This is a genomic window from Aeromonas sp. S15(2024), from assembly GCF_041402265.1.
Classification (GTDB): Bacteria; Pseudomonadota; Gammaproteobacteria; order Enterobacterales; family Aeromonadaceae; genus Aeromonas; species Aeromonas dhakensis.
Genome location: NZ_JBGLQY010000006.1, coordinates 227,361 through 247,451, shown reverse-complemented (window position 1 = coordinate 247,451; position 20,091 = coordinate 227,361). Strand labels below are relative to the sequence as shown.

General features: G+C 51.0%; 18 protein-coding genes and 4 pseudogenes. 9 read left to right on the top strand and 13 right to left on the bottom strand.

The features are described from left to right. Positions 1-1,315: 1,315 nt before the first annotated feature. The 6 genes from ACB033_RS14790 to ACB033_RS14765 form a co-directional block, all read right to left on the bottom strand. Positions 1,316-3,403 carry a heavy metal translocating P-type ATPase gene (locus tag ACB033_RS14790; RefSeq protein ID WP_223951377.1) on the bottom strand — a complete coding sequence of 696 codons (2,088 nt, stop codon included), beginning with the start codon at positions 3,401-3,403 and terminating at the stop codon, positions 1,316-1,318. Continuing rightward, on the bottom strand, positions 3,396-3,725 hold the full coding sequence (locus ACB033_RS14785; protein ID WP_223951378.1) for a hypothetical protein: 330 nt from the start codon (positions 3,723-3,725) through the stop codon (positions 3,396-3,398). The genes ACB033_RS14790 and ACB033_RS14785 overlap by 8 nt, the downstream gene beginning before the upstream one ends. Continuing rightward, complete coding sequence (locus tag ACB033_RS14780) at positions 3,718-4,008, bottom strand: hypothetical protein (RefSeq protein ID WP_223951379.1); 291 nt, start codon at positions 4,006-4,008, stop codon at positions 3,718-3,720. Before ACB033_RS14780 ends, ACB033_RS14785 begins: the two co-directional genes overlap by 8 nt. Then, positions 3,989-4,258 carry a hypothetical protein gene (locus ACB033_RS14775; protein WP_371140574.1) on the bottom strand — a complete coding sequence of 90 codons (270 nt, stop codon included), beginning with the start codon at positions 4,256-4,258 and terminating at the stop codon, positions 3,989-3,991. The genes ACB033_RS14780 and ACB033_RS14775 overlap by 20 nt, the downstream gene beginning before the upstream one ends. Before the next feature lie 36 nt (positions 4,259-4,294). Continuing rightward, positions 4,295-4,522: a hypothetical protein gene (locus ACB033_RS14770; RefSeq protein WP_223951381.1), complete on the bottom strand. Its 228-nt coding sequence runs from the start codon at positions 4,520-4,522 to the stop codon at positions 4,295-4,297. Between the two features lie 137 nt (positions 4,523-4,659). Continuing rightward, complete coding sequence (locus ACB033_RS14765; RefSeq protein ID WP_223951382.1) at positions 4,660-5,031, bottom strand: hypothetical protein; 372 nt, start codon at positions 5,029-5,031, stop codon at positions 4,660-4,662. An 88-nt stretch (positions 5,032-5,119) separates the two neighbouring features. Between ACB033_RS14765 and ACB033_RS14760 the strand changes: the two genes are divergently transcribed. The 6 genes and pseudogenes from ACB033_RS14760 (at position 5,120) to ACB033_RS14735 (ending at position 11,788) form a co-directional block, all read left to right on the top strand. Further along, positions 5,120-6,160, top strand: a complete 1,041-nt coding sequence (locus ACB033_RS14760) for an IS481 family transposase (RefSeq protein ID WP_252601702.1) — start codon at positions 5,120-5,122, stop codon at positions 6,158-6,160. Between the two features lie 604 nt (positions 6,161-6,764). Next, positions 6,765-7,343: a cation-transporting P-type ATPase gene (locus ACB033_RS14755; RefSeq protein ID WP_289781253.1), complete on the top strand. Its 579-nt coding sequence runs from the start codon at positions 6,765-6,767 to the stop codon at positions 7,341-7,343. 14 nt (positions 7,344-7,357) lie between these two features. After that, entirely contained in the window at positions 7,358-9,022 is a 1,665-nt protein-coding gene (locus tag ACB033_RS14750) for an HAD-IC family P-type ATPase (protein ID WP_289781254.1), read from the top strand. 67 nt (positions 9,023-9,089) lie between these two features. After that, positions 9,090-10,039: pseudogene (locus ACB033_RS14745) on the top strand (IS481 family transposase). A 32-nt stretch (positions 10,040-10,071) separates the two neighbouring features. Next, positions 10,072-10,433: pseudogene (locus ACB033_RS14740) on the top strand (cation transporting ATPase C-terminal domain-containing protein). A gap of 1,010 nt (positions 10,434-11,443) precedes the next feature. Further along, positions 11,444-11,788 (top strand): helix-turn-helix domain-containing protein, encoded by a 345-nt coding sequence (locus ACB033_RS14735; protein WP_223951384.1) that lies wholly within the window; start codon positions 11,444-11,446, stop codon positions 11,786-11,788. A 54-nt stretch (positions 11,789-11,842) separates the two neighbouring features. On the opposite strand, the pseudogene ACB033_RS14730 reads toward ACB033_RS14735, so the two are convergent. The 6 genes and pseudogenes from ACB033_RS14730 to ACB033_RS14705 form a co-directional block, all read right to left on the bottom strand. Continuing rightward, positions 11,843-12,745, bottom strand: a pseudogene (locus ACB033_RS14730) (IS3 family transposase); the annotation flags it as partial. Beyond that, entirely contained in the window at positions 12,746-14,092 is a 1,347-nt protein-coding gene (locus tag ACB033_RS14725) for an IS110 family transposase (protein WP_223951385.1), read from the bottom strand. Positions 14,093-14,315: 223 nt separating this feature from the next. Continuing rightward, positions 14,316-14,576 (bottom strand): annotated as a pseudogene (locus tag ACB033_RS14720) (transposase); the annotation flags it as partial. A gap of 77 nt (positions 14,577-14,653) precedes the next feature. Next, positions 14,654-15,055, bottom strand: a complete 402-nt coding sequence (locus tag ACB033_RS14715; RefSeq protein WP_223951386.1) for an H-NS family nucleoid-associated regulatory protein — start codon at positions 15,053-15,055, stop codon at positions 14,654-14,656. A gap of 160 nt (positions 15,056-15,215) precedes the next feature. Continuing rightward, entirely contained in the window at positions 15,216-15,896 is a 681-nt protein-coding gene (locus ACB033_RS14710) for an inovirus Gp2 family protein (protein ID WP_223951387.1), read from the bottom strand. 624 nt (positions 15,897-16,520) lie between these two features. Then, entirely contained in the window at positions 16,521-16,742 is a 222-nt protein-coding gene (locus tag ACB033_RS14705) for an AlpA family transcriptional regulator (RefSeq protein WP_223951388.1), read from the bottom strand. Positions 16,743-16,980: 238 nt separating this feature from the next. On the opposite strand from ACB033_RS14705, the gene ACB033_RS14700 reads away from it, so the two are divergent. Both ACB033_RS14700 and ACB033_RS14695 read left to right on the top strand, forming a co-directional pair. Then, the gene (locus ACB033_RS14700; protein WP_223951389.1) at positions 16,981-18,477 is read left to right on the top strand and encodes a DUF3987 domain-containing protein; all 1,497 of its coding nucleotides are present in this window, start codon (positions 16,981-16,983) and stop codon (positions 18,475-18,477) included. Positions 18,478-18,676: 199 nt separating this feature from the next. Next, the gene (locus ACB033_RS14695; RefSeq protein ID WP_223951390.1) at positions 18,677-19,144 is read left to right on the top strand and encodes a lecithin retinol acyltransferase family protein; all 468 of its coding nucleotides are present in this window, start codon (positions 18,677-18,679) and stop codon (positions 19,142-19,144) included. 11 nt (positions 19,145-19,155) lie between these two features. Here the strand turns inward: ACB033_RS14695 and ACB033_RS14690 are convergent, their stop codons facing one another. After that, positions 19,156-19,518 (bottom strand): helix-turn-helix domain-containing protein, encoded by a 363-nt coding sequence (locus ACB033_RS14690; RefSeq protein WP_223951391.1) that lies wholly within the window; start codon positions 19,516-19,518, stop codon positions 19,156-19,158. A 239-nt stretch (positions 19,519-19,757) separates the two neighbouring features. On the opposite strand from ACB033_RS14690, the gene ACB033_RS14685 reads away from it, so the two are divergent. Next, positions 19,758-20,078 (top strand): hypothetical protein, encoded by a 321-nt coding sequence (locus tag ACB033_RS14685; protein ID WP_223951392.1) that lies wholly within the window; start codon positions 19,758-19,760, stop codon positions 20,076-20,078. The last annotated feature ends 13 nt before the right edge of the window (positions 20,079-20,091 follow it).

Sequence of the window (20,091 nt, the reverse complement as noted above, 5' to 3'; positions counted from 1 at the left end):
GAATTTTAGTTGTAAATCTTACATATCGACTAAAAAGTGTTAAACCTTGAAAGGTTATAGTTATTAAATTAATCTGATATAATCCATTATGAATTTTTATTGTAGTAAAAGTTTTCCATCTTGTGTACTAGTTGATTCAGCTGAATTAAAAGCCAATGATTACAATTGGTTATGTTGTGGTGGCATTCGTAGGTGTCGAGGGAGAGTGCGATGCTTTGCCTCCATATTCATAACCGGAACAATCTGTTCCTTAGAGCTATGTAAATTCATTGGGGTGGTAAGGTGGTGTTTCAATAAAAGTTAATTCCCCATTTTAATTAACACGTAAATTTCTTTATGGTTTCATTTTCCACCAAGTCTAATATCGCAGTTTTATTCGGTGGCTGATTTTAGAGAGTGACTGCCACTGTATGTTAACAGTTTGTTCACGCGATGAACTTGTAATGAATGATATCGTAAAATGGGAGGAATTCATTCATTATTTAAACGAGATGAATGTACACCAAATTTTTATTGAGTTATTGTTTGCGTTCATCCTTTTTAGTGTCTATAGTTTAACCAGCTCCTTGGAGCTACTGACAACCGCAACATAGGGCTTATCGAAGCCTTCCACAGGGAGGTGGTGAGTAGTTGTCAGTGCAGAGTAAAGCCTTTGTTTTTTCTTCATTTCAACTCCTCTCCTAGAGAGGAGTTTTTTATTGTCTTTCCGTAGACCTATACCGCCTTCATTTATTAAAAATATTTTGTACTTACGGACCTTCGAACCACGACCAAACTGTACGCTCTCTTTTGGCTACGCTCATCTATAAATATAGATAAAGTGTGATAGCAGTCACAACATGTTAAGTCATGAAGAAAGTTAATTTATTAACGAACTAACGTTGTGAGTTATCCGTGAGATAATAAAAATTTCATCACTGGAATCACTCCAGCAACATGGAAGCTAAACAAGGCTTGCACATGTTATGTTAAGAGTTGTATCCTGTAATCGGTTCTTTTTATGAACCAAGCCTCGGTGCGCTAAACTGAGGTGCTTATCTTCCCACCAGAGATGAGCTATTCGCATAGCTCGTTTTCACGCCTCTCCATGTGAGAGGCGTTTTTTATCTTCTGCGTTGTATCTCGCCAAATTCATGGTTATACTCACAATGTCTGTTCACTCCCTGTGGCAGGCATTGCGTCCCTGCTGTTGGCTAGAGCAGCAAGGGACGCTCTTCAACCGAAAGGAAGATTATATTATTTATTTTTATTAGTTTGAGATAATATCACTGACAGCCAGACTATATAAAGAACAACATTGTAAATATGAATTTTATTAAGCTCTGTTGCCTCTCAGCGCATTAAATAAAATACCTATTGTTGTCCCATTATGTAATACCGATGCAGTGATAGGGTTCAGCATACCAATAGCGGCCGCCCCCAAAATAGCGGTATTAGCGTTGATGGTCAGGTGATAATTACGGCGGATCAGCTCCATGGTTGCCAGCGCCTGTTCACGGGCTTCAGCCACCCGGGTGATATCGTCTTGGAGCAGTGCGATATCGGCCGAAATCCGAGCAATATCTGCCCCCTTTTGCATGGCAATTCCGACATGCGCTCCAGCAAGGGCGGGGGCATCGTTGATCCCATCCCCTACAAACGCGATACGAGCACCTTCTGTAGTCAGCTCGTCGATGATCCTCGCCTTGTCATGAGGCAGCAGCTGTGCAAACACCTGATCGATACCGAGCTCCTGAGCCAACTCATAGGCACGATCGTAATGGTCGCCCGTCAGCAGAAGAATGCGTTTCACCCCGGATTGACGTAGCCGTCGTAAGGTGGCAGCACTATCTGCCCGCACCGTATCACGCAAGGCCAACACCCCGATCAGAATGCCGCCATAGCCGATGTAGAGCAGAATCTTGCCCTCCTCGTAGAGGCGCGCCAGCGTCTCTTGCCAAGGGCTGACATCGATACTTTCATCCTCTTCAATAAAATGGCGGGAACCAACCACAATGCGCTTGCCATCGATCTCGCTGGCAACCCCGTGCGCCACTATGAATTCGACTTCTGTGTGATCGAAGTGACGTCCATGGATACTACGCGACGCCTCCACTACTGCGATGGCCAGTGGATGAAAATAGTGCTCCTCCACGGAGGCCGCCAGGCAGATAAGGTCGTCAGCACTATAAGCGGCATCAAAGGTGATCGAATCAGTGACCTCCAGCTCACCATTTGTCAGCGTGCCGGTCTTATCGAAAATAAACGTATCCGCTTCGGCGAGACGCTCCAGGGCCGTCGCGCCCTTGATCAAGATGCCGGTTTTCCCGGCGGCATACATGGCGGACTTGAAGGCGACCGGGGTGGCGAGCTTGAGCGCGCAGGAGTAGTCCGCCTGCAATACGGCGGCGGCGCGGCGCCAGTCCCCGCCGACGACATAGGCACCGCCTGCCAGACCGAGCACTCGCGGCACCAGCTGGTCTGCCAGCTGCGAGGCGTGCAGTTGCACCTCACTTTTGGCAGTCAGCGACTGCTGTACATAATCAGCGATGCGTGATGCGGCGGTACGCAGCCCCACATGCTCAGCATAGATACGCAGTCGCCCCTCCTCCAAAACAGTGCCGGACAGCACGCCACAACCGCGTTTTTTCGCCACCGGACCGCTTTCGCCAGTCATGGAGGCCTCGTTGACGAACGCCTCCCCCCCCAGCACAGTGCCATCGATGGGGATCACCATGCCGGTGCCCACCACCACGGTGTCGCCGACTTGGACATCGCGGGCAGGGATCCGGATCTCCTGATCATCGCGCTCGATCCAGATCTCATCGCTGGAGGGTTTGAGCAGATCCCGCAACATATCGTCAGAACGCCGGGCGATGGAGTCTTCCAGATACTCACCCAGCTCCAGCATAAAAGCGGTGGTATTGGCAGCCAGATAGTCCCGGCTGATAAGCGAAATAGACACCGCCATAGCTTCGAGCACGTGGGAGGTCAGACCACGGCTGGCCAGCTCACGCGCCCCATGGCGCAGCACAGGCTTGGCCATTAGCAGTGACAACGGCAGGCGTAGCGACGGTGGCAACAGATTGACCCCAAGCAACGTAGCAAAGGAAGTGGCGAGCCGAGAAGGGGTTGGTGTATCGCTGTCAGCGCTGACTTCACCTCCTGCCGGCAATGACAGGGAGAGCACCTGGGCGCATAGCGACTCGGCACCGACCTCGGCATTGGCATAGTGCACGATCAAGGAGCTGGTCTGCGGATTGATGCGCGCCGAGATCACCCCATCCAGATCCTGGATGGCCGCGACCATCGCCTTGGCATCGAGTGGCTGACACACACCAAGGCGGTAACGCCAGCGGATCCGCCCAGGACAGGTGTGGACAGGATGCAAGGATGCAAAAGTGCCGTCAGGCAGACTACTCATCTTGGCTCACTTCCTGGGCTTGCAGTTCAGCCTGCATATCGGCAACCTGCTCCTTGAGCTCCGCCATCCCGCCACTGACATCGCTGTAGAGGCGCACTGCCGAGCGGATGATCTTCTCGCGCATCTCATCGTTGCTCAGTATGTAGGCGGCAGTGGCGCCCAGCGCAGCCCCCAGCAGAAACTGCTGGCTGCCGCTTGCCTGCAGTTTTCCCAGCCAGCCTTGCGCCTGGGTCCCCGCACTCCCCATAGTGCCAGTCTGGCTCCACTGGGCGGCGAGCTGTTTCATTAGCTTCTTGTTGGTCTTCTTACTTTTTTTACCCACGTTTTTTCTCCTTTACAGTGGCGAGCATGTGCTCAGCGCTGGCAATACCCACGGCACCACCTAACAACAAGATGCCGGCTTGTTGATAGTCGCCCTGCTCCAACGCATTGGCGACGCCAAGACCGGTGGCAACGGCAAAGCCGCCCTGCAAGGAGTGGCGCAATATCTTGCGTGCTGACCGATCTGATGAGCGGGCGACCCGCCCCTGCAAGGCACTGAGCAGACCCCCTGCAACCGCCCCCCGGATGAAATGATTAATGAGTTCACTCTGCTTGGTCTGCATCGCGCTCCCTCACGTCAGATCCCGGTTCCTGGCCGGGAGTGGCGTCGCTCACAGCAGGTTCTTGTGCTGTGGTTTGAGTTTCAAGGTGCAGACGCAGCCGGGCAGCCGAGTGCTCCAGTGACGTGAGCCCAGACACGGCGGCATCGTGCAGCGTCGCCCCGGCTTTTTTCACGGGGATCCTGGGCAGCGCCTGCCTTGCTGCGCGCACAACCAAGGCACCGGTAATGGCGCCGATGATCAATGGGATCATATTCAATCTCCTCTATATGCGGATGGCTTGCCGGGTTTACCCCTTCAGATGCTGCTGGTAGTGATGTTCAATACGCGCCAGCATGTCATGGACCGCCTCAGACTCCTCACCACTGAGCAGTGACTCCCACAAGGCACAGGGGATCTCGGATGTATCGTATTCAACCACACACGACATGGCAGCGAGATTGACCCGCAGTGCCTGGATCCCCGGCATGATGGCGATCATGTTGTGCAGCGAGCCAACCTGACCCAGGGCATCCATTTCACGATTGCTGAAAGCACCTCTAAGTAGCTTTAACCTGATCCGGCCTGGAATATGGTGGGCGATCGTAAGGTGACGAGTTATGTTGCGAAGCTGTTCTATGTGGATCATGCATTGCCCTTGATTGAATGCCGGCGTTAACGAAGCACATTCTTACGATGGATAAAAAGATGAACCGCCAGTGCCGTGACAAACAGCCAACCGGTCATCGCGTGTAGATGCTTGTTACCGGCATAGACCAGTGCGATGGAGAGAGGAAGGGCGGTGATCCCGACCACCTTGGCGGTACGGTTGGCCCGACGACGCCACACCGCCCGATGAGAGCGGGTCCTAACGGGAGCAGGCGATGGAGCGGGAGCAAGTTCGCTGGGCACACAGGTCAGCTCCTGGCAAAGCGTCAGCACCTGTTGCTCCATGGCCGCTTGCGATAACGAAGCAAGATAGAAGACGACCAGACTGCTGGCATCAACCCTCAACAGAGTGCCAGTCTGTATGGAGATGGTATTCACCTGACAGTTGCCCACAAAAGGGAGTGGTCATACGGCTTCAAACCGGATAACAAAACGGTACCCCTACCGTGTTATCTGGAGTCACCGTATGACCACCAACGAGAAAGTAGCACGTCGCAAACTCAGCCTGCTAGAGCTCGCCAAAGAGCTCAATAACGTCAACAAAGCCTGCAAGCTCATCGGATACAGCCGCCAGCAGTTCTACGAAATCCGACGCAACTACCAGACCTATGGCGCCGAGGGCTTGCTCGACAAACTGCCCGGCTGTAAAGGGGCTCATCCCAACCGGGTCGCTCCCGAGATTGAGCAGGCCATCCTCGATTACTCACTGACCCAACCTACCCATGGCCCGTTGCGGGTCGCGCAAGAACTCGCTCTGCAAGGCATCAACGTCAGTGCGGGTGGCGTGCGTGGCGTGTGGCAACGTCACGATTTGCTCTCTAAACACGACCGTTTGTTGCGCCTCGAGAAAACTCACCGAGAGCAGACGATTGAGCTCAATGACGAGCAAATTCGCCTGTTAGAGCGCTTCAGTCCCGAGTTTCGCGAACGCCAGATTGAGGTCCACTACACCGGGGAACTGGTGGCGGTCGATACCTTCTTCGTCGGTGTACTCAAGGGGGTTGGCAAGGTGTATCTGCAAACCGTGCTGGACTGCTACAGCCGCCACGCCTGGGGGCGGCTCTACACCAGCAAGCTGCCGGTGACCTCGGTCCATGTGCTCAATGAAACTGTGTTGCCGTTCTTCGAGGCTCACGAGGCGCGGGTCTATACCATCCTGTCGGACAACGGGCGCGAGTTCTGCGGACGCCCAGACCATCATCCCTACGAGCTGTTCCTGCAACTGGAGGAGATTGAACATCGGACAACCAAGGTGCGCAGGCCACAGAGCAACGGCTTTATCGAACGGCTGCATCGTACCCTGTTGGATGAACACTTCCGTATCAAAGGGAGGACAACCTGGTATGAGTCGGTGGAGCAGATGCAGACAGACCTGGATAGCTATCTGGATCACTACAACAACCAGCGACCACATCAGGGCAGGATGATGGAGGGTCAGACCCCCTACAGCATGTTCAAAAAGGGTCTGAAATTGATACCGAAGGAAGTGCGCTCTAAAGTAGCGTAAACAAGACACCGGTTTGAGGCCGGTGTCAGGTGATAACTAGGTCTGTACAGCCAGTCACATCCGGCAACGCGTCAATGCACTGCTGACATCGCTTGAGCTTGGAGACAGAAACCCCTTCCAGCTTTATGCGAAGACGCCCCGATATTGATGCGACCAACCTGCACTCTGATAGGCCCACAATTATCACTCCTTAAAAACGATTTAATTACTATTGGGCAATTCAATTTCACATATGTTGATCTTCATCAGGATCTAGCCACTTCAACAAAAAATATAAGATTTTTTTCGTACCCGATGATACTTTTCCACTTTGAATCTCCTGCATTAGACTATTCCCACTTTATTCAGCTGTAACCTTCGTCGTAGTGAAAGCCATGCCTGTGGTCATAACTCTTTCTGTGTTGGATGTTGTACTCAAAAAATGAGTCTCTAACGTGTTTACCAAACCAGAAGTGACTGGCTCTGGAGAGTAGTCCCGTCTTTGATACTGACGAGGTGAGTCAATTGGACAGGAACATGGGTGTGGGTAATATTTATAAGTAAGCTCGCCAGTTCTTTAACAAAGCGCTTTTCTGCGTAATAACAAAGACGAGGGCTATCAATAATGAGTAGTTCACCCAAAAATCGTTTGGTGCATCCACAAACTGACGATTGGCATACCTTGTCTCCTGCTCAAGTTGAGCAGATGCTACAAAGTGGTGCAGGTGGCCTCGCAGAAACTGACGTTCGTATGCGCTTAAAGCAGTACGGACCCAATCGTTTGGCCCCACCAAAGCGGCGTGTTCCGTTGTTGCGGTTTTTGATGCAGTTCCACAACATTCTGCTTTACGTGATGATGGGAGCAGCAGCTGCCATCACCGCTCTGCTTGGACACTGGATCGACACTGGTGTCTTGATGATGGCGGTAGTGATCAATGCCGTTATCGGTTTCATCCAGGAAGGTAAGGCGGAATCTGCACTGGATGCTATTCGCGCCATGCTCTCGTCACATGCTACCGTGATCCGCAACGGCCAGCGTCGCGAGGTCGATGCTACCCAGCTGGTGCCTGGCGATAGAGTTGTGCTCGTTTCGGGTGACCGAGTGCCAGCTGATTTACGCTTGGTTGATGTTCACGGTTTGCGTATCGAAGAAGCCCCGCTGACTGGTGAGTCACTCCCGGTTGAAAAGACGTCGAAGCGGTAGCTGCTGACACCCCCTTGGGTGACCGTTACGGTATGGCCTATTCTGGAACCCTTGTGGTATGCGGACAGGCCAGTGGCATTGTTGTGACCACTGGCGCAGGCACCGAACTGGGCAAAATCAACCAAATGCTGTCGGGTATTAACAGCCTGACGACACCTCTATTACGCCAAATGGATCGTTTTGGCCGAATGTTGGCCCTGGCAATATTGGGCCTGTCGTTCTTGACCTTTGTGTTAGGCACGCTATGGCGAGGTCACAGCCCAGCCGAAATGTTCATGATGGTGGTAGCTTTGGCTGCGTCAGCCATTCCTGAGGGGCTGCCAGCTATCATGACAGTCACTTTGGCACTGGGTGTTCAGCGCATGGCTCGACGTAAGGCGATCATTCGTCGCTTGCCTGCGGTGGAAACTCTGGGGGCGGTGACAGTCATCTGTTCGGATAAAACAGGGACACTGACTCGCAACGAAATGACGGTACAACGCCTAGCTTGTGCTGGTCATGTATTTGACGTGGGCGGGGTGGGTTATGCCCCAGTGGGGAATGTGAGTATCGATGGACGGATCATCGACCCTGAACATTACCCCGCGTTGGCCATGGCTATTCGTGCTGGAGTGCTGTGCAATGATGCCCGCCTTTGTGAAGACGAGGGGTTATGGCGGGTGGAAGGAGACCCCACAGAAGGGGCATTGCTCGTGCTGGGTAGTAAAGCCGGTTTCAGTCAGCACATCGGTCACGAAGCATGGCCTCGTATTGATACCATTCCTTTCGAGCCACAATACCGATTTATGGCCACGTATCATCGCGACAGCAATGATACGCCGTGGATCTTTGTCAAGGGAGCCCCGGAACGCATCTTCGATATGTGTAGCATGCAACTGGGACATAATGGCGAGCGGCCTCTGGATGTCGTTTATTGGCGGCGTATGGCCATTGACACAGCAGCACAAAGGCTGCGTTTGCTGGCCTTGGCCTGTAAACAGACCGAGCCACAAGGTGAGCACCTGAGAGAGAACGACATGGAGTCTGGCTATGTCTTGCTCGCTCTAGTTGGCATCATCGACCCACCGCGAGAAGAAGCTGTGCGCGCTATCCGTGAGTGTCACCATGCAGGCATCCAGGTCAAAATGATTACTGGTGATCATGTGGAAACTGCGCGGGCAATTGGCGCACAACTGGCAATTGGTGTAGATAAACCTGCCATTACTGGTGAAGACGTTGCCATGATGGATGATGCTAACTGGCGCCGGCTGGTAATGGCTGTAGATGTTTTCGCTCGCGCCGCACCGGAACATAAGTTACGTCTGGTACAAGCACTTCAAAGTGATGGTCAGGTGGTGGCCATGACCGGAGATGGGGTGAACGACGCCCCGGCATTGAAACGTGCCGATGTAGGAATAGCAATGGGGATGAAAGGTACCGAGGCTGCCAAAAAAGCCTCTGATATGGTGCTGGCAGACGACAATTTTGCCACTATTGCCAGTGCTGTTAGTGAAGGTCGTGCTGTTTATGACAACCTGAAGAAGTTCATTTTGTTCATGTTGCCCACTAATGGTGGTGAAGCTCTGGTGGTGATCGCAGCCATCTTGTTTGAGCTGACACTGCCACTGACCCCTGCTCAGGTGCTTTGGATCAATATGGTCACATCGAGCACCTTAGGGCTAGCTGTGATCTCTCTGTAGGTTGTTCACTCGGGGCATTCCCGCAAAATTGGAGGCGCCAACCAAACCAATCATCCGAGGTGCCCCAGTGAACAACCATAAAAATGCCCGATTAACCCTCTTCGGTCGACAGCTTCTTGTCCAGCGTATCCTTGAACAAGGCCTGCGTGTTGAAGAAGCGGCTCACGCCGCCGGGGTCAGTACCCGCACCGCTTACAAGTGACTCACGCGATATCGCCAGGAGGGGCCTGATGGGCTGCACAATCGCTCTTCTCGACCCGCATCCTGTCCCCACGCCATCGATGACCAGCGCCAACAGGTGATTATCGCACTGCGCAAGCAACGACAGACCTATCGGCACATCAGCCAAGTGTTGGGCATCGGACACAGTTCCGTCGCCCGTATCCTGCAACGAATGGGACTGAATCGACTGGCGGATCTGGCACCAGCCCCTCCAGTACAACGTGATGAACATGAGAAACCGGGTGACTTGCTGCATTTAGACATCAAAAAGCTGGGGCATTTCCGTCGCCCCGGCCATCGTGTCACCGGTGACCGCAGCCAGGACTCCCCCGGCGCGTGATGGGAGTATGCGCATGTGGAGATTGATGACCACTCCCGTGTGGCGTTCAGCGCCCTGCATCCTGATGAAACGGGGCGCAGTACCTGCCTGGCGCTGTTACAGGCTCTTCGTTACTACGCCGGGCTCGGTATTCGTTTCAGTCGGCTACTCACTGACAATGGCGCCTGTTATCGGTCGAAACGCTTCCAGAAGCTGTGTCGTCGGTTGGGGCTCAAGCACCTGCGCACCAAGCCTTACACACCCCAGACCAATGGCAAAGCAGAGCGCTTCATTCAGACCGCCCTGCGTGAATAGGCGTACGCCCGGAGCTATGAGTCGTCAGAGCAACGGGCAGAACACTTGACCCCGTGGCTGCATGAGTACAACTGGCATCGTCCTCATGCCAGTCTGAACTATCACAGCCCCCAATCAGTCGTCTTCAATCTGTGAACAACCTGGTGGGTTTACACAGCTAGCACTGGCTTTCGAACCAGCCGAACATGGGATCATGGACCGGCAGCCACGGCCACCGAAAGAAGCACTGCTATCAGGATTCTTTGTTTGGCGGGTGTTGATGGTTTCGGTACTCATGATGAGTGGTGCGCTTGGCCTCTTCTTATGGGAACTGAATATTGGTACACGTATTGAAACGGCTCGCACAATGGCTGCCAATGCCGTGGTCATCGCGGAAATGTTCTATCTGGTAAATGTCGCTTCATTCTTCAGTCAGCCCTCAGTCGCAATGGATTAACCGGTAATCGCTATGTTGTACTGGCCATTGCAGCTTGCATTGTGCTCCAGACAGCGTTTACCCATGTTCCCTTGATGCAAAGTATTTTTGATTCCACAAGCTTGACGTTGAGCGAATAGAGCAAGGTGTGGGTTGCTGGTCTGTTGGTATTCTGTGTAGCTGAACTGGAAAAATTCATTGTCCGACGTACTCGCTTATCAAGCCTCTTGCAGTTGACATAGTGGGTTGCATTATTACGTTGAATTATCCCCTTAGACCCTATCTGATAGGGCAAGTTCTAACTGGGCTCCTTCTTCTGGGGCCAACCTGATCTTATTAGGTAATCACTGGGCAAGTAGGGGCAAAGGCTGGCTGGGTCTCCTCCTTGCAGGACTGCCCCCAGCATTGCTAAACACCAGGGATACAGAGAATGTCCTTTTTGCCCAGACGCTTCCCATGCCTGCTCCTGTTCTCGAACATCCTCGCCCCAAGCTGCGTCCGGTTTTCCAGATCCTTAACTACAGCGTAAGACAAGGGCGACTCTGGTTGACGAGGGAATTAACAGTGCTCAGCGGGTAGAGTGCTGAAGGATCGTTCAAGGCCCAAGATACTGAAGATGGGAAGCCTCTTTCTCTTGTAATCCTGTAACAGTGGAACGGCCTAAGCTCTGAGCAGAGCCAATGACACCTCGGTAAGAATACTATATTTGCTTTAATAACTGAGCTGGCAACCATGAATAGCTATCCACAACCACTTTACTACGCAAAGCAATTAGACGTTGTACGAGACAAAACAGTGACAAGAACATTTGATTTTTTCAATGCCGGGAGCAATGAGAAAATGAAGCCTACTTCCTTAATTGTCGGCCTTCTGGGGAAGGTTAGCGCATTAACTCATAGAACCAAGGAACGGCTGCGATATCGTTTTGATAGTATCAATCTATTTATAGTTGGTTTTTATAGCCATTTAAAGATTTAATAATACCAATCGTTTATTGAGTGCTATCAGTTTTTATTTATTATAATTCAATATAAACAGCAACTTATAACCATTACGTAAGATGTAGTTTAAGTATATGCTTTACTTTAACTGGAGCCTACATGATATTGTATTAATGGGTTGCTTTTCGAAAAGATGGCTTAATCATACAATGAAAATACAAGTAGATGTTCAGTTCATTTGTCAAGATGGCGAACCAAAATTTGCAGTTATTCCATATCACCAATATTTGGCATTGACAAACTGGAGTGATAAGGATGCAGAGGGGTTTGTTCCTCAAGAGGTCCGAGAGTTACAGTCTAGGAAAAAGATAAGTTTGTTGGCCGCATGGCGCACATACAAAGGAGTTAGCCAAAAGGAATTGGCCCAACGATTGGGCGTTAGCCCATCAGCTGTTGCGCAGGTCGAAAGAATTGACGGTTCACCACAGAAGAAAACCCTTCAGCGGATTGCTGCAGCTTTAGACCTAAGAACCGCACAGCTGGTTGATAATTAAATAAAGCCCCTCTACTTTGCTAAGGATTAAAAAAACACCTACTTTTTGTAGTGGTCAACTAAATCCGGACACTTGATTAGGCCGTTCTTCGGCTGTTGCTGGCGGTATCCCGTTATTGTGGTGATGTGGACGCAGCCAGTTGTAGTAATCCATCAGGTAATAACTGATATCCCGTTTCGCCTCCCGCAGGCTCAGGTATCCCGTTACCGGGAGCCACTCTGACTTCAGGCTCCTGAACAACCGCTCCATCGGGGCGTTATCCCAGCAGTTACCACGACGACTCATACTCTGGGTCGTGCGATAGCGCCACAGTCGTTGCCGAAATGCCCGGCTGCCATATTGGCTGCCCTGGTCAGAGTGAAACAGCATGCCTGACGGACAACCTCGTTGCTGATACGCCATCTCAAGTGCTTTGATGGCCAGCTCGGCATCTGGTTTATCTGACATCGCCCACCCCACAACCCGCCGGGTATGCAGGTCAAGCACCGCCGCCAGGTAATGCCAACGGCCACCTGCCCAGACGTAGGTGATATCGCCACACCACACCTGATTGGGTTGCTGGACATCAAATTCGCGGGCCAGCAGATTGGGAATGTCCGGTCGTTCAGACTGTGCCACCTTATAACGGTGTGCGCCCGGCTGCTTGGATGCCAGCCCGGCTTCCTTCATCAGGTTACGTACTTTGAACCGGCCAATCTGATACCCCAGCTCCCGCATCATCGACATCAAGGCACGGCTGCCTGCCGAGTTCCGGCTCACTTTGAACAACCGGCGCAACTCGCAGCGCTGCTGCATGCGCTCACGGTTAATCGTCCGCCTGCGGGCCAGATAATCGTAAAAACAGGAGGTGGGAACATCGAAAGCGCAGCAGACCAATGTGATGGGGGCTTGCTCCCTTAATCGGTCTATCAGCGCGTACGTGTGAAGTCGTCCGCTATCAAGAGAGCAGTAGCCTTCCTAAGAAACACCCTCGATTGCCTGTAGGGTGAAACCAAATTCGGCGGCCCGACGGTGCAATCCCTTGACCACCCGATCGCGGTACTGCTGCTCGTAGTGATCGGCGCCAGGATCCTGATATTCCATACCAAAACGCATGGCGTTGTAGAACAAAACCGCAATCTTGCGGGCTGTGGCGGTGACCGCCTTCGCTTTGCCAATGCGCGCTGACAACCGTCGGTAGAATGCCCCCAGCGCTGTATTTGTTCTGCCGATGGTCACCGCTGCCAGTCGTAGGTGAGCAGTCACTCGATTCTTGGTCTTGCGAGTATGAGCTGACAACACCTTGCCGCCACTGATCCGGCAGCCCGGAGCCAGTGTCAGCCAGGAGGTGAAGTGTTGGGCCGTTCGCCAGCGGCTCAGATCCGTTCCACACTCGGCCACCAAACGCAGTGCCAGGTAAGGGCCAATGCCATGGATCTGGGTCAGATCGATACCAACCAGCTGATAGAGCAAGGTGCGCACATCGAAGTTGAGTGCGTTCGGCTGCCGGGTACGGTGGCGTGGCTTAGGTAGCACTTCGCTGGGGCGGGGCTTGCCACGAGAGAGTTGCTGCAAGCTTTGGGCAATCTGCTCATCACAGAGAGAAATCTGGGCCTGGTAGGCGTCATACATGGCCAGTGCCTGACTCAAGGCAAACACATGCTCGGGCTGGTAATTGCCAACCAGCGCACGTTGGATAGTTTCGACGCTCGCCTGACAGCGCAGGTCGCGCATGGCGGCGAGCATCGTGGCATTTCGCTCCCCTGCGACAATGGCACGGATGATCCGCATACCGGTGGCGCCGGTGATGTCACTCACCACATGCTGCAATTGCAGGTTGATGTGAGTTAGCGCCTTCTGCATGTGCTGGATATGGGCCGCAGCGTAATCAAGGTGACGTTCACGTAGCCGCAGATAACTGCGCAGTGCGGCGATCTCCCGTTCAGGATGGAAGCTGGCGCGCAGTAGACCGCAAGCATGCAGGCGCTGGAGCCATTGCGCATCGTTGACGTCGGTTTTTCGCCCTGGTACGGCCCGGGCATCCCTGGCGTTAGCCAAGATGACCTGTAAGCCATGGGTCTCCAGGATCTCGTACACGGGTATCCAATACACGCCCGTTGACTCCATTGCCACGGTGGTGATCCCTAGCTCGGCCAGCCAATCAGCCATACGCTCCAGGTCTGCCGTGAAAGCCTGAAAGGTTTGCACTGGTTCTTCGGCGAGCGCGGTGGGCACCGCAACCACATGGAACCGCGAACCGATATCGATGCCCGCAGCGCGGGCATGGATGATCGGTAAACCGTGTTCAGTGTTGTGCTTTTTCATGAATATCCCTCCATCACAAAATAGTGCCGACGGGGACTCGGATTCGATCTCATTCCTAAACGGGGTCACCAAGGTGCCACCACTCACGGGTCCGCAGCTTCCCCTGGGTCAGGTTTTTTGACGGGGACTCAGCCTCCAAAAAGCAAACGACCACAGTCCGGTGAGGTCAGTGTAGTGGACGTGTTTCTAATGCCATGGGCCACGGAGTGCCGGGGAGGCGGTTTTTTAGAATGTCCTTTTCACGTTCGAGCCGGTTGATGCGGACTTCCAACTCCTGAATTTTTTGCTGCTCCGGGGTCAATGCTTTGCCGATTGGGGTTGTGCCAGTTCGTTCGGATTGGAGCTGCTGAACCCAGCGACGAAGCACGGTTTCACCGACATCCAGTGAACGGCTGGCTTCAGGGACAGAATATCCCTGGTCGAGTACCAGGGATGCGGCTTCGAGTTTGAATTTGGCAGTAAATGAGCGACGTAATCTTGTCATTGAACACCTCAGGTCATGGCGGCGACTGTACCACCTAAAATGGTGTCCGGGATGATTAGACCACTACACCTTTATTGTTAGATGAGGAATTCATCCAACTGACGACCTTGCTCTAGCTGCTGGGCTAGGTACTTGGGTGTACGGCCCTGGCCGGTCCAGGTTTTCTCTACGCCATTTTCAACATAACGGTATTTCGGGGGACGAGGTGCTCGTTTAGCTTTAGCCGTAGTCGCATCTGCTGGGGCACTGCCTACCAACTCAGTCGGGTCGATACCTGCCTGAGCCAGCATTGCTTGGAACTCAGCTAGCTTTTGCTGACGCTCAGCATTTACAGCCTGCTCTTTCTCTGCCTGCTCCAAGCGTTCCAGGTAAATCACTTCTATCTTCTCATGCGCTTCTTTCACCTGCTCCAGGGACAGCTCACGCATCACTGCCCGCAGGCTGCGCACATTCAACAGTACTTTCAAAAATTCACTCATATATAATCCCCGATGAAATATTAGCGTTTGCAATATAATACGGTCGGTAAGAGATATGCTCAAGCCCAGCATTAGCACTACAACTAAACTTAAATTACAACGTATTCAATACCAGTCCAATAAAAGGGGCTTATTTGCCCCCTTTCTGCAGCGTAGTAGGTTAAACACCAGTCTTACCTATTGGCAAGCTACGACCAAAGTTACGTTCGCCAGATACTTTAGAATGCAACTTAAAGAGATACGCAGTCCTCAGCAAGAACTCTCGATAAGCCACACAGTCCATTGTCGCAGTCTGGCGCCTAAGCCAATATGCACCACCATCAGGAAAATGAACGAGACGAGCGTGCTCAGGAAATGGCAGTCGCAACGCGCTACACCATGCTCTCTGTATTCTGATGGCCATATTAACCATCTCGAAATCACTATAGTTACCAAGATACGCGTAGTCATCCTTGTTGAAAAGTAGAACCAGGTGGTAATGAGGGAAGTCACTCGCATTCTGCTCCCTCACCCAGATATAACCAAAAGGCGCCGGTGTGCCTCGCTTTCCTTTTCGGTGATGTTCAGCTAATAGTTGACTCGAGAGAGACGCAAAGAAGCGTGTAATCGCTTTGGGATCTGTTCTTGGAAAACAAGTCGGCATGTCAGGCGCATCTGCTGAAAGCATCTGAGGAAAATGCAAATCAACACGCACAGCAAAGACGCGTGAAAATACACTCAAGAAATCCTCGATGACGTCTATAGCAGTTTTTAGCTGTGTTAAGGAAACCTCGCCATATAACCCCTCGACCTTGGCAAGCAACTGTTCAAGCTCACCGGGTTTCAAGTAATGATTGCTCATTGAATTTGTCACTCCATTTTTAACGGCATGGCATAACCATGCGAGCTGATGACATATCACTGGTATTATGAGGAGTGAGTGTCAGCTCACTCATGCATTAGGTTAGTGATGTGAAATATTACTGTCGGCTGCGCTAATTGCCTTACATGCATTGCTATTAGCTTGTAAGCTACATACAAGTCTGATGTATATCAGACACACGCACACTTCATGGGGATATAGGATGTATTTTAGGGTGGAGATCCATCTAGAGCACGATTTGTTATTTGCATATTGCATATGTTAGACGTTAGGTATATTACTATTACCAAACCTCGTGAACATCTAACCCTCCAAGAAAGACGCATTATTTAAAAGTAAACGCCCGAACACACCGGGAGATTAGTTTTATAAACCACTCTGAACTTAGCTTTTGCATGTGCGCTCACTCAACAATTACTTTAATCCTTTCCAGCACACGCTATCAGAATCACAAGACATTCCCCACCCCCTCTAAGGACATCCACAAAGTGGTGCAATATATGCACCCAACGTGGCATTGATGACAACTTAACAAGTAGTAGTGTGTAGATTGAGATACTCGTCTGCACCTCACCTTATAGTCTCGTCAATCCAATCAATACGCTATAAATGGGGGGTGTCAAAGCGAGACAAGATCCAACAATCCACCTCACTTTCTAGCCAGCCTATGCTATTGAGGCCTATTTTTACCCTTCTAGGAAAAGTAGGGTCATGACGGGGTGAGCGTTCATTCATCCAATCATATAACGTACTGCGTGCAATATTCAGCTTGAACAACACATCCTTCAAGCGAAGGATACGCACTGGTTTATTACAGGTATTCATAGCAACAGACTCCTGACAGGAAGAGAGATAAAAACCGGCGAACCACACATCCGGCAAGAACTCACTCAGGACTCAATTCAGGTGAAACTATCGAGCGAGGGTTTGTTCTCATATCAGTAGTCCATGATGTGATTTTTGACAGCCATCACAGGAAAACGTTGATTTAAGGTACTCGAGTCTCATTTTCACGCTAATCATTAGCGCATTATTGAGGCACACATGCCATACATCGGAGTCCATGATGCAACCCTTACCTTTTTCTCTGTCTCCCTACAGCGCCAGCCAGATGTGCAATTTATTGCCGCAGCAGCTACAACATGTCGTCACCGAGCTGCGGTTACTCACTCAGGCAAGTGATGGCATCATCATCAATAGCATGCTCAATGCCATGGCTGTGGCGGTACAAGCCTCAGCTGATGTATTTAACCCCTTAACCAACACCCCTATTCCTCTCTCACTGTATTGTATTACTATCGCTGAGTCAGGCGCTCGCAAGAGCACAGTAGACAATATTTTATCAGCACCATTTCGTGACTTTGAACAACGCCAAAATGATGATGAAAAAACACATAAAAACGATTATGAACATGATATAGAGATTTATAATATTCGCCTTAAATTACTCAAGTCAAAACTCAAAAAAGCAATAGTCAATCAGCACAAAGAGGATGAAGTGAATGTGAGCGCAGAGCTCAAATCACATAAAGAGACAAAACCCATCATGAGAGCTGCTCCCAAGATATTCGTCAGCGATATCACCCAACCAGCATTACAGAAAGCGTTGAGCGCTCCATGGCGGTGCCTATGCCTTAATACGGATGAAGCAGGAAAAATTCTCAACGGCAAGGATTTTTCCATGCCCAGCTTTTATAACTCACTCTGGGATGCCAGGCCATTCACTGTTGAGCGAATATCGACTGGACGCAGCCACGTGAACAACTATCGTTTCAGTATGAATCTTATGTTGCAACCCTCCATCTTTGCGAAATACGTTCGCATTCACGGTGAACAGGCTAAGGAAAGTGGCTTCTTTGCACGGTGTTTGTTTGCTATTTCTCAACCACCGTCCATGTTGTTTCAGCAGCCTCGAACTGAAACGATATCAACCCCTCACCTTGACCGTTTTATCAAACGTATCCGCACGTTATTAGATTCTGCACATCAAACTTTTTTACTTAGGAATACTCATGAACACAGATTATTGATGGTGGGAGATTGCGATCATATCTTTAGCATTAATAAGGATAGGGAGAGTCATTGCTTTAACATGAGTTTTAATAGCAACGACCCGTCGCTTGAGTTTATTCATCGCGCAACAGAACACATATTAAGACTAGCCGGAGTCATGCATGTTTTCTTAGAGAAAGATGATAACGACACTATTAAAAGCGACATGATTAATGATGCATACTCAATGGTTAGAGAGTACTCAGCCCAATACCAACAAGCAGTGGATTTTCATGAAATAACCGAATCACTTATCCAGGCATTACTCACATTTATCGGAGCTAATTCTCAGTATTATGATGTGTTGGGCGTTTTTGCCATTAACAAAACCATGCTATTACAAAAAGGCCCTTCGAAATTACGCAAAAAAGAAAATCTTGATATGGCCTTGGCAATACTTGAATCCAGAAGAAACATCCAATTGCGACGAGTAGCCAATGCCACTTATATCAATTTACAGAACGACCAGTTAACCCTTCCCAACTACCAGCCGCAAGGTCATTACTAGCACGTATTCGGCTGAGCGCAGGTGGTATCACCAGCGCTCTATTATCAGTCAAACAATTCATTCCAAAACATTTAAAACCTATATCCTACCAATGAGAATTGACGCTATTCTTTGCATTTCAATTCATCAATAGCTCCCCCACTTTAGGGAAATAGAAGTAACCATTATTCAATACTATCCACCAATATCTGGAGAAAATATGTTTGTCTCACCATTACGGGAACCACAACCGGGTGACCATCTGGTCAGCCCGCGCCTCGGCTTTGAACACCATGGCCTTTATCTTGGCAATCAATTCGTGATGCATTATGCCGGAGGGATGAGCACCTCCGGGGTTGGTGAGAACGATGGCATTGAGCGTGTTTCCCTGGAGACCTTTGCACAAGGCAATATTGTCAGGGTCGAGTCACATCCATACCGACGATTTACCCATGACGAGGCCATTACCAGGGCATGGCTACGTCTGGGGGAGCAACGTTATCACCCTGCCTTTAATAATTGTGAGCACTTTGTTCAGTGGTGTATCGAGGGGGTCAGTCACAGCCCGCAGGTATCGCGCTGGTTATTGCGTGCCGCCAGCGCAACGGATAACCCCTGGCTGGGTGGGGCGGTATTATTGGGCGGTATCCTGGGTCACCTGATAATGATGCCAACAAGGCGCGAGTAATTGACGCGACATCATGTCGATGATGTCTTTTCACCCGCGAGCCTGGCAACCAGACGCACTATCGTCTCCAACAACCATGCCCGGTCTGCCTCATCCAGCCTGGCAAGCTGTTGGCTCAACACAAGACCTTGTTCGGTTGGGCGGTTACTGCTCTCACGCAGGAAGTCCGCCAGTTCACAATCAAACAGCTGAGCCAGCTCAGCCAACCGCACAATGGTTGGCACCACGACACCACGCTCCATCCGGGAGACGGCCTCCATTCCGATATCGAGGCGCTCCGCCACTTGCTCTTGAGTCAATCCTGCTTGCTGTCGCTGCCGCGCGATGGCACGGCCAACTGTCTTGGCCAGTTGTTTAATGGCGATATCTGTCATAGCTCCTCCATATCAACCTTAATGGTTGACCATGGACCTGTTGACATGAAGGGCCTGCAGAGTTGATTATCAACCCATAGGGTTGCCACTCAGTATTTAAAGAGGTGTGTGATATCCGCGCAGTCCACTTCGCCCCTCATCACGTTGCTATCTCCTTGAGCATGTAACCCACCACTGCGACACATTAAGCCTGCTCTCACCAGCAAGCTTGCGCATTAATCTATCCATGAGGAAACATCATGAAATATTACTTTATTGTTGCCGGCTTACTCTTTGCTGCGCTGACCCTCCACCTTGCATGGCTCGACCACGGCCCGCAGTTGGGTGTCGGTGGATACTTGGCCACCTTCATTTTCGGCACGTTATTCACCGGTGGCGGCATGAGCCTTGGCGAATTTTTTCGCCGCTTTACCCGACCAGACTGGATTGTTACCGGCAGCGCTGCTGCCACCTTCAAAGCCAAACTGTTCTGGATGATGGGCCCCCAGGCTATCGGTGGCTTTATCGGTTTTATGGCCTTTCAAAGCTTCATGTCCAACATTCTCGGCTATGCCGTGTGAACTCAGGGAGATA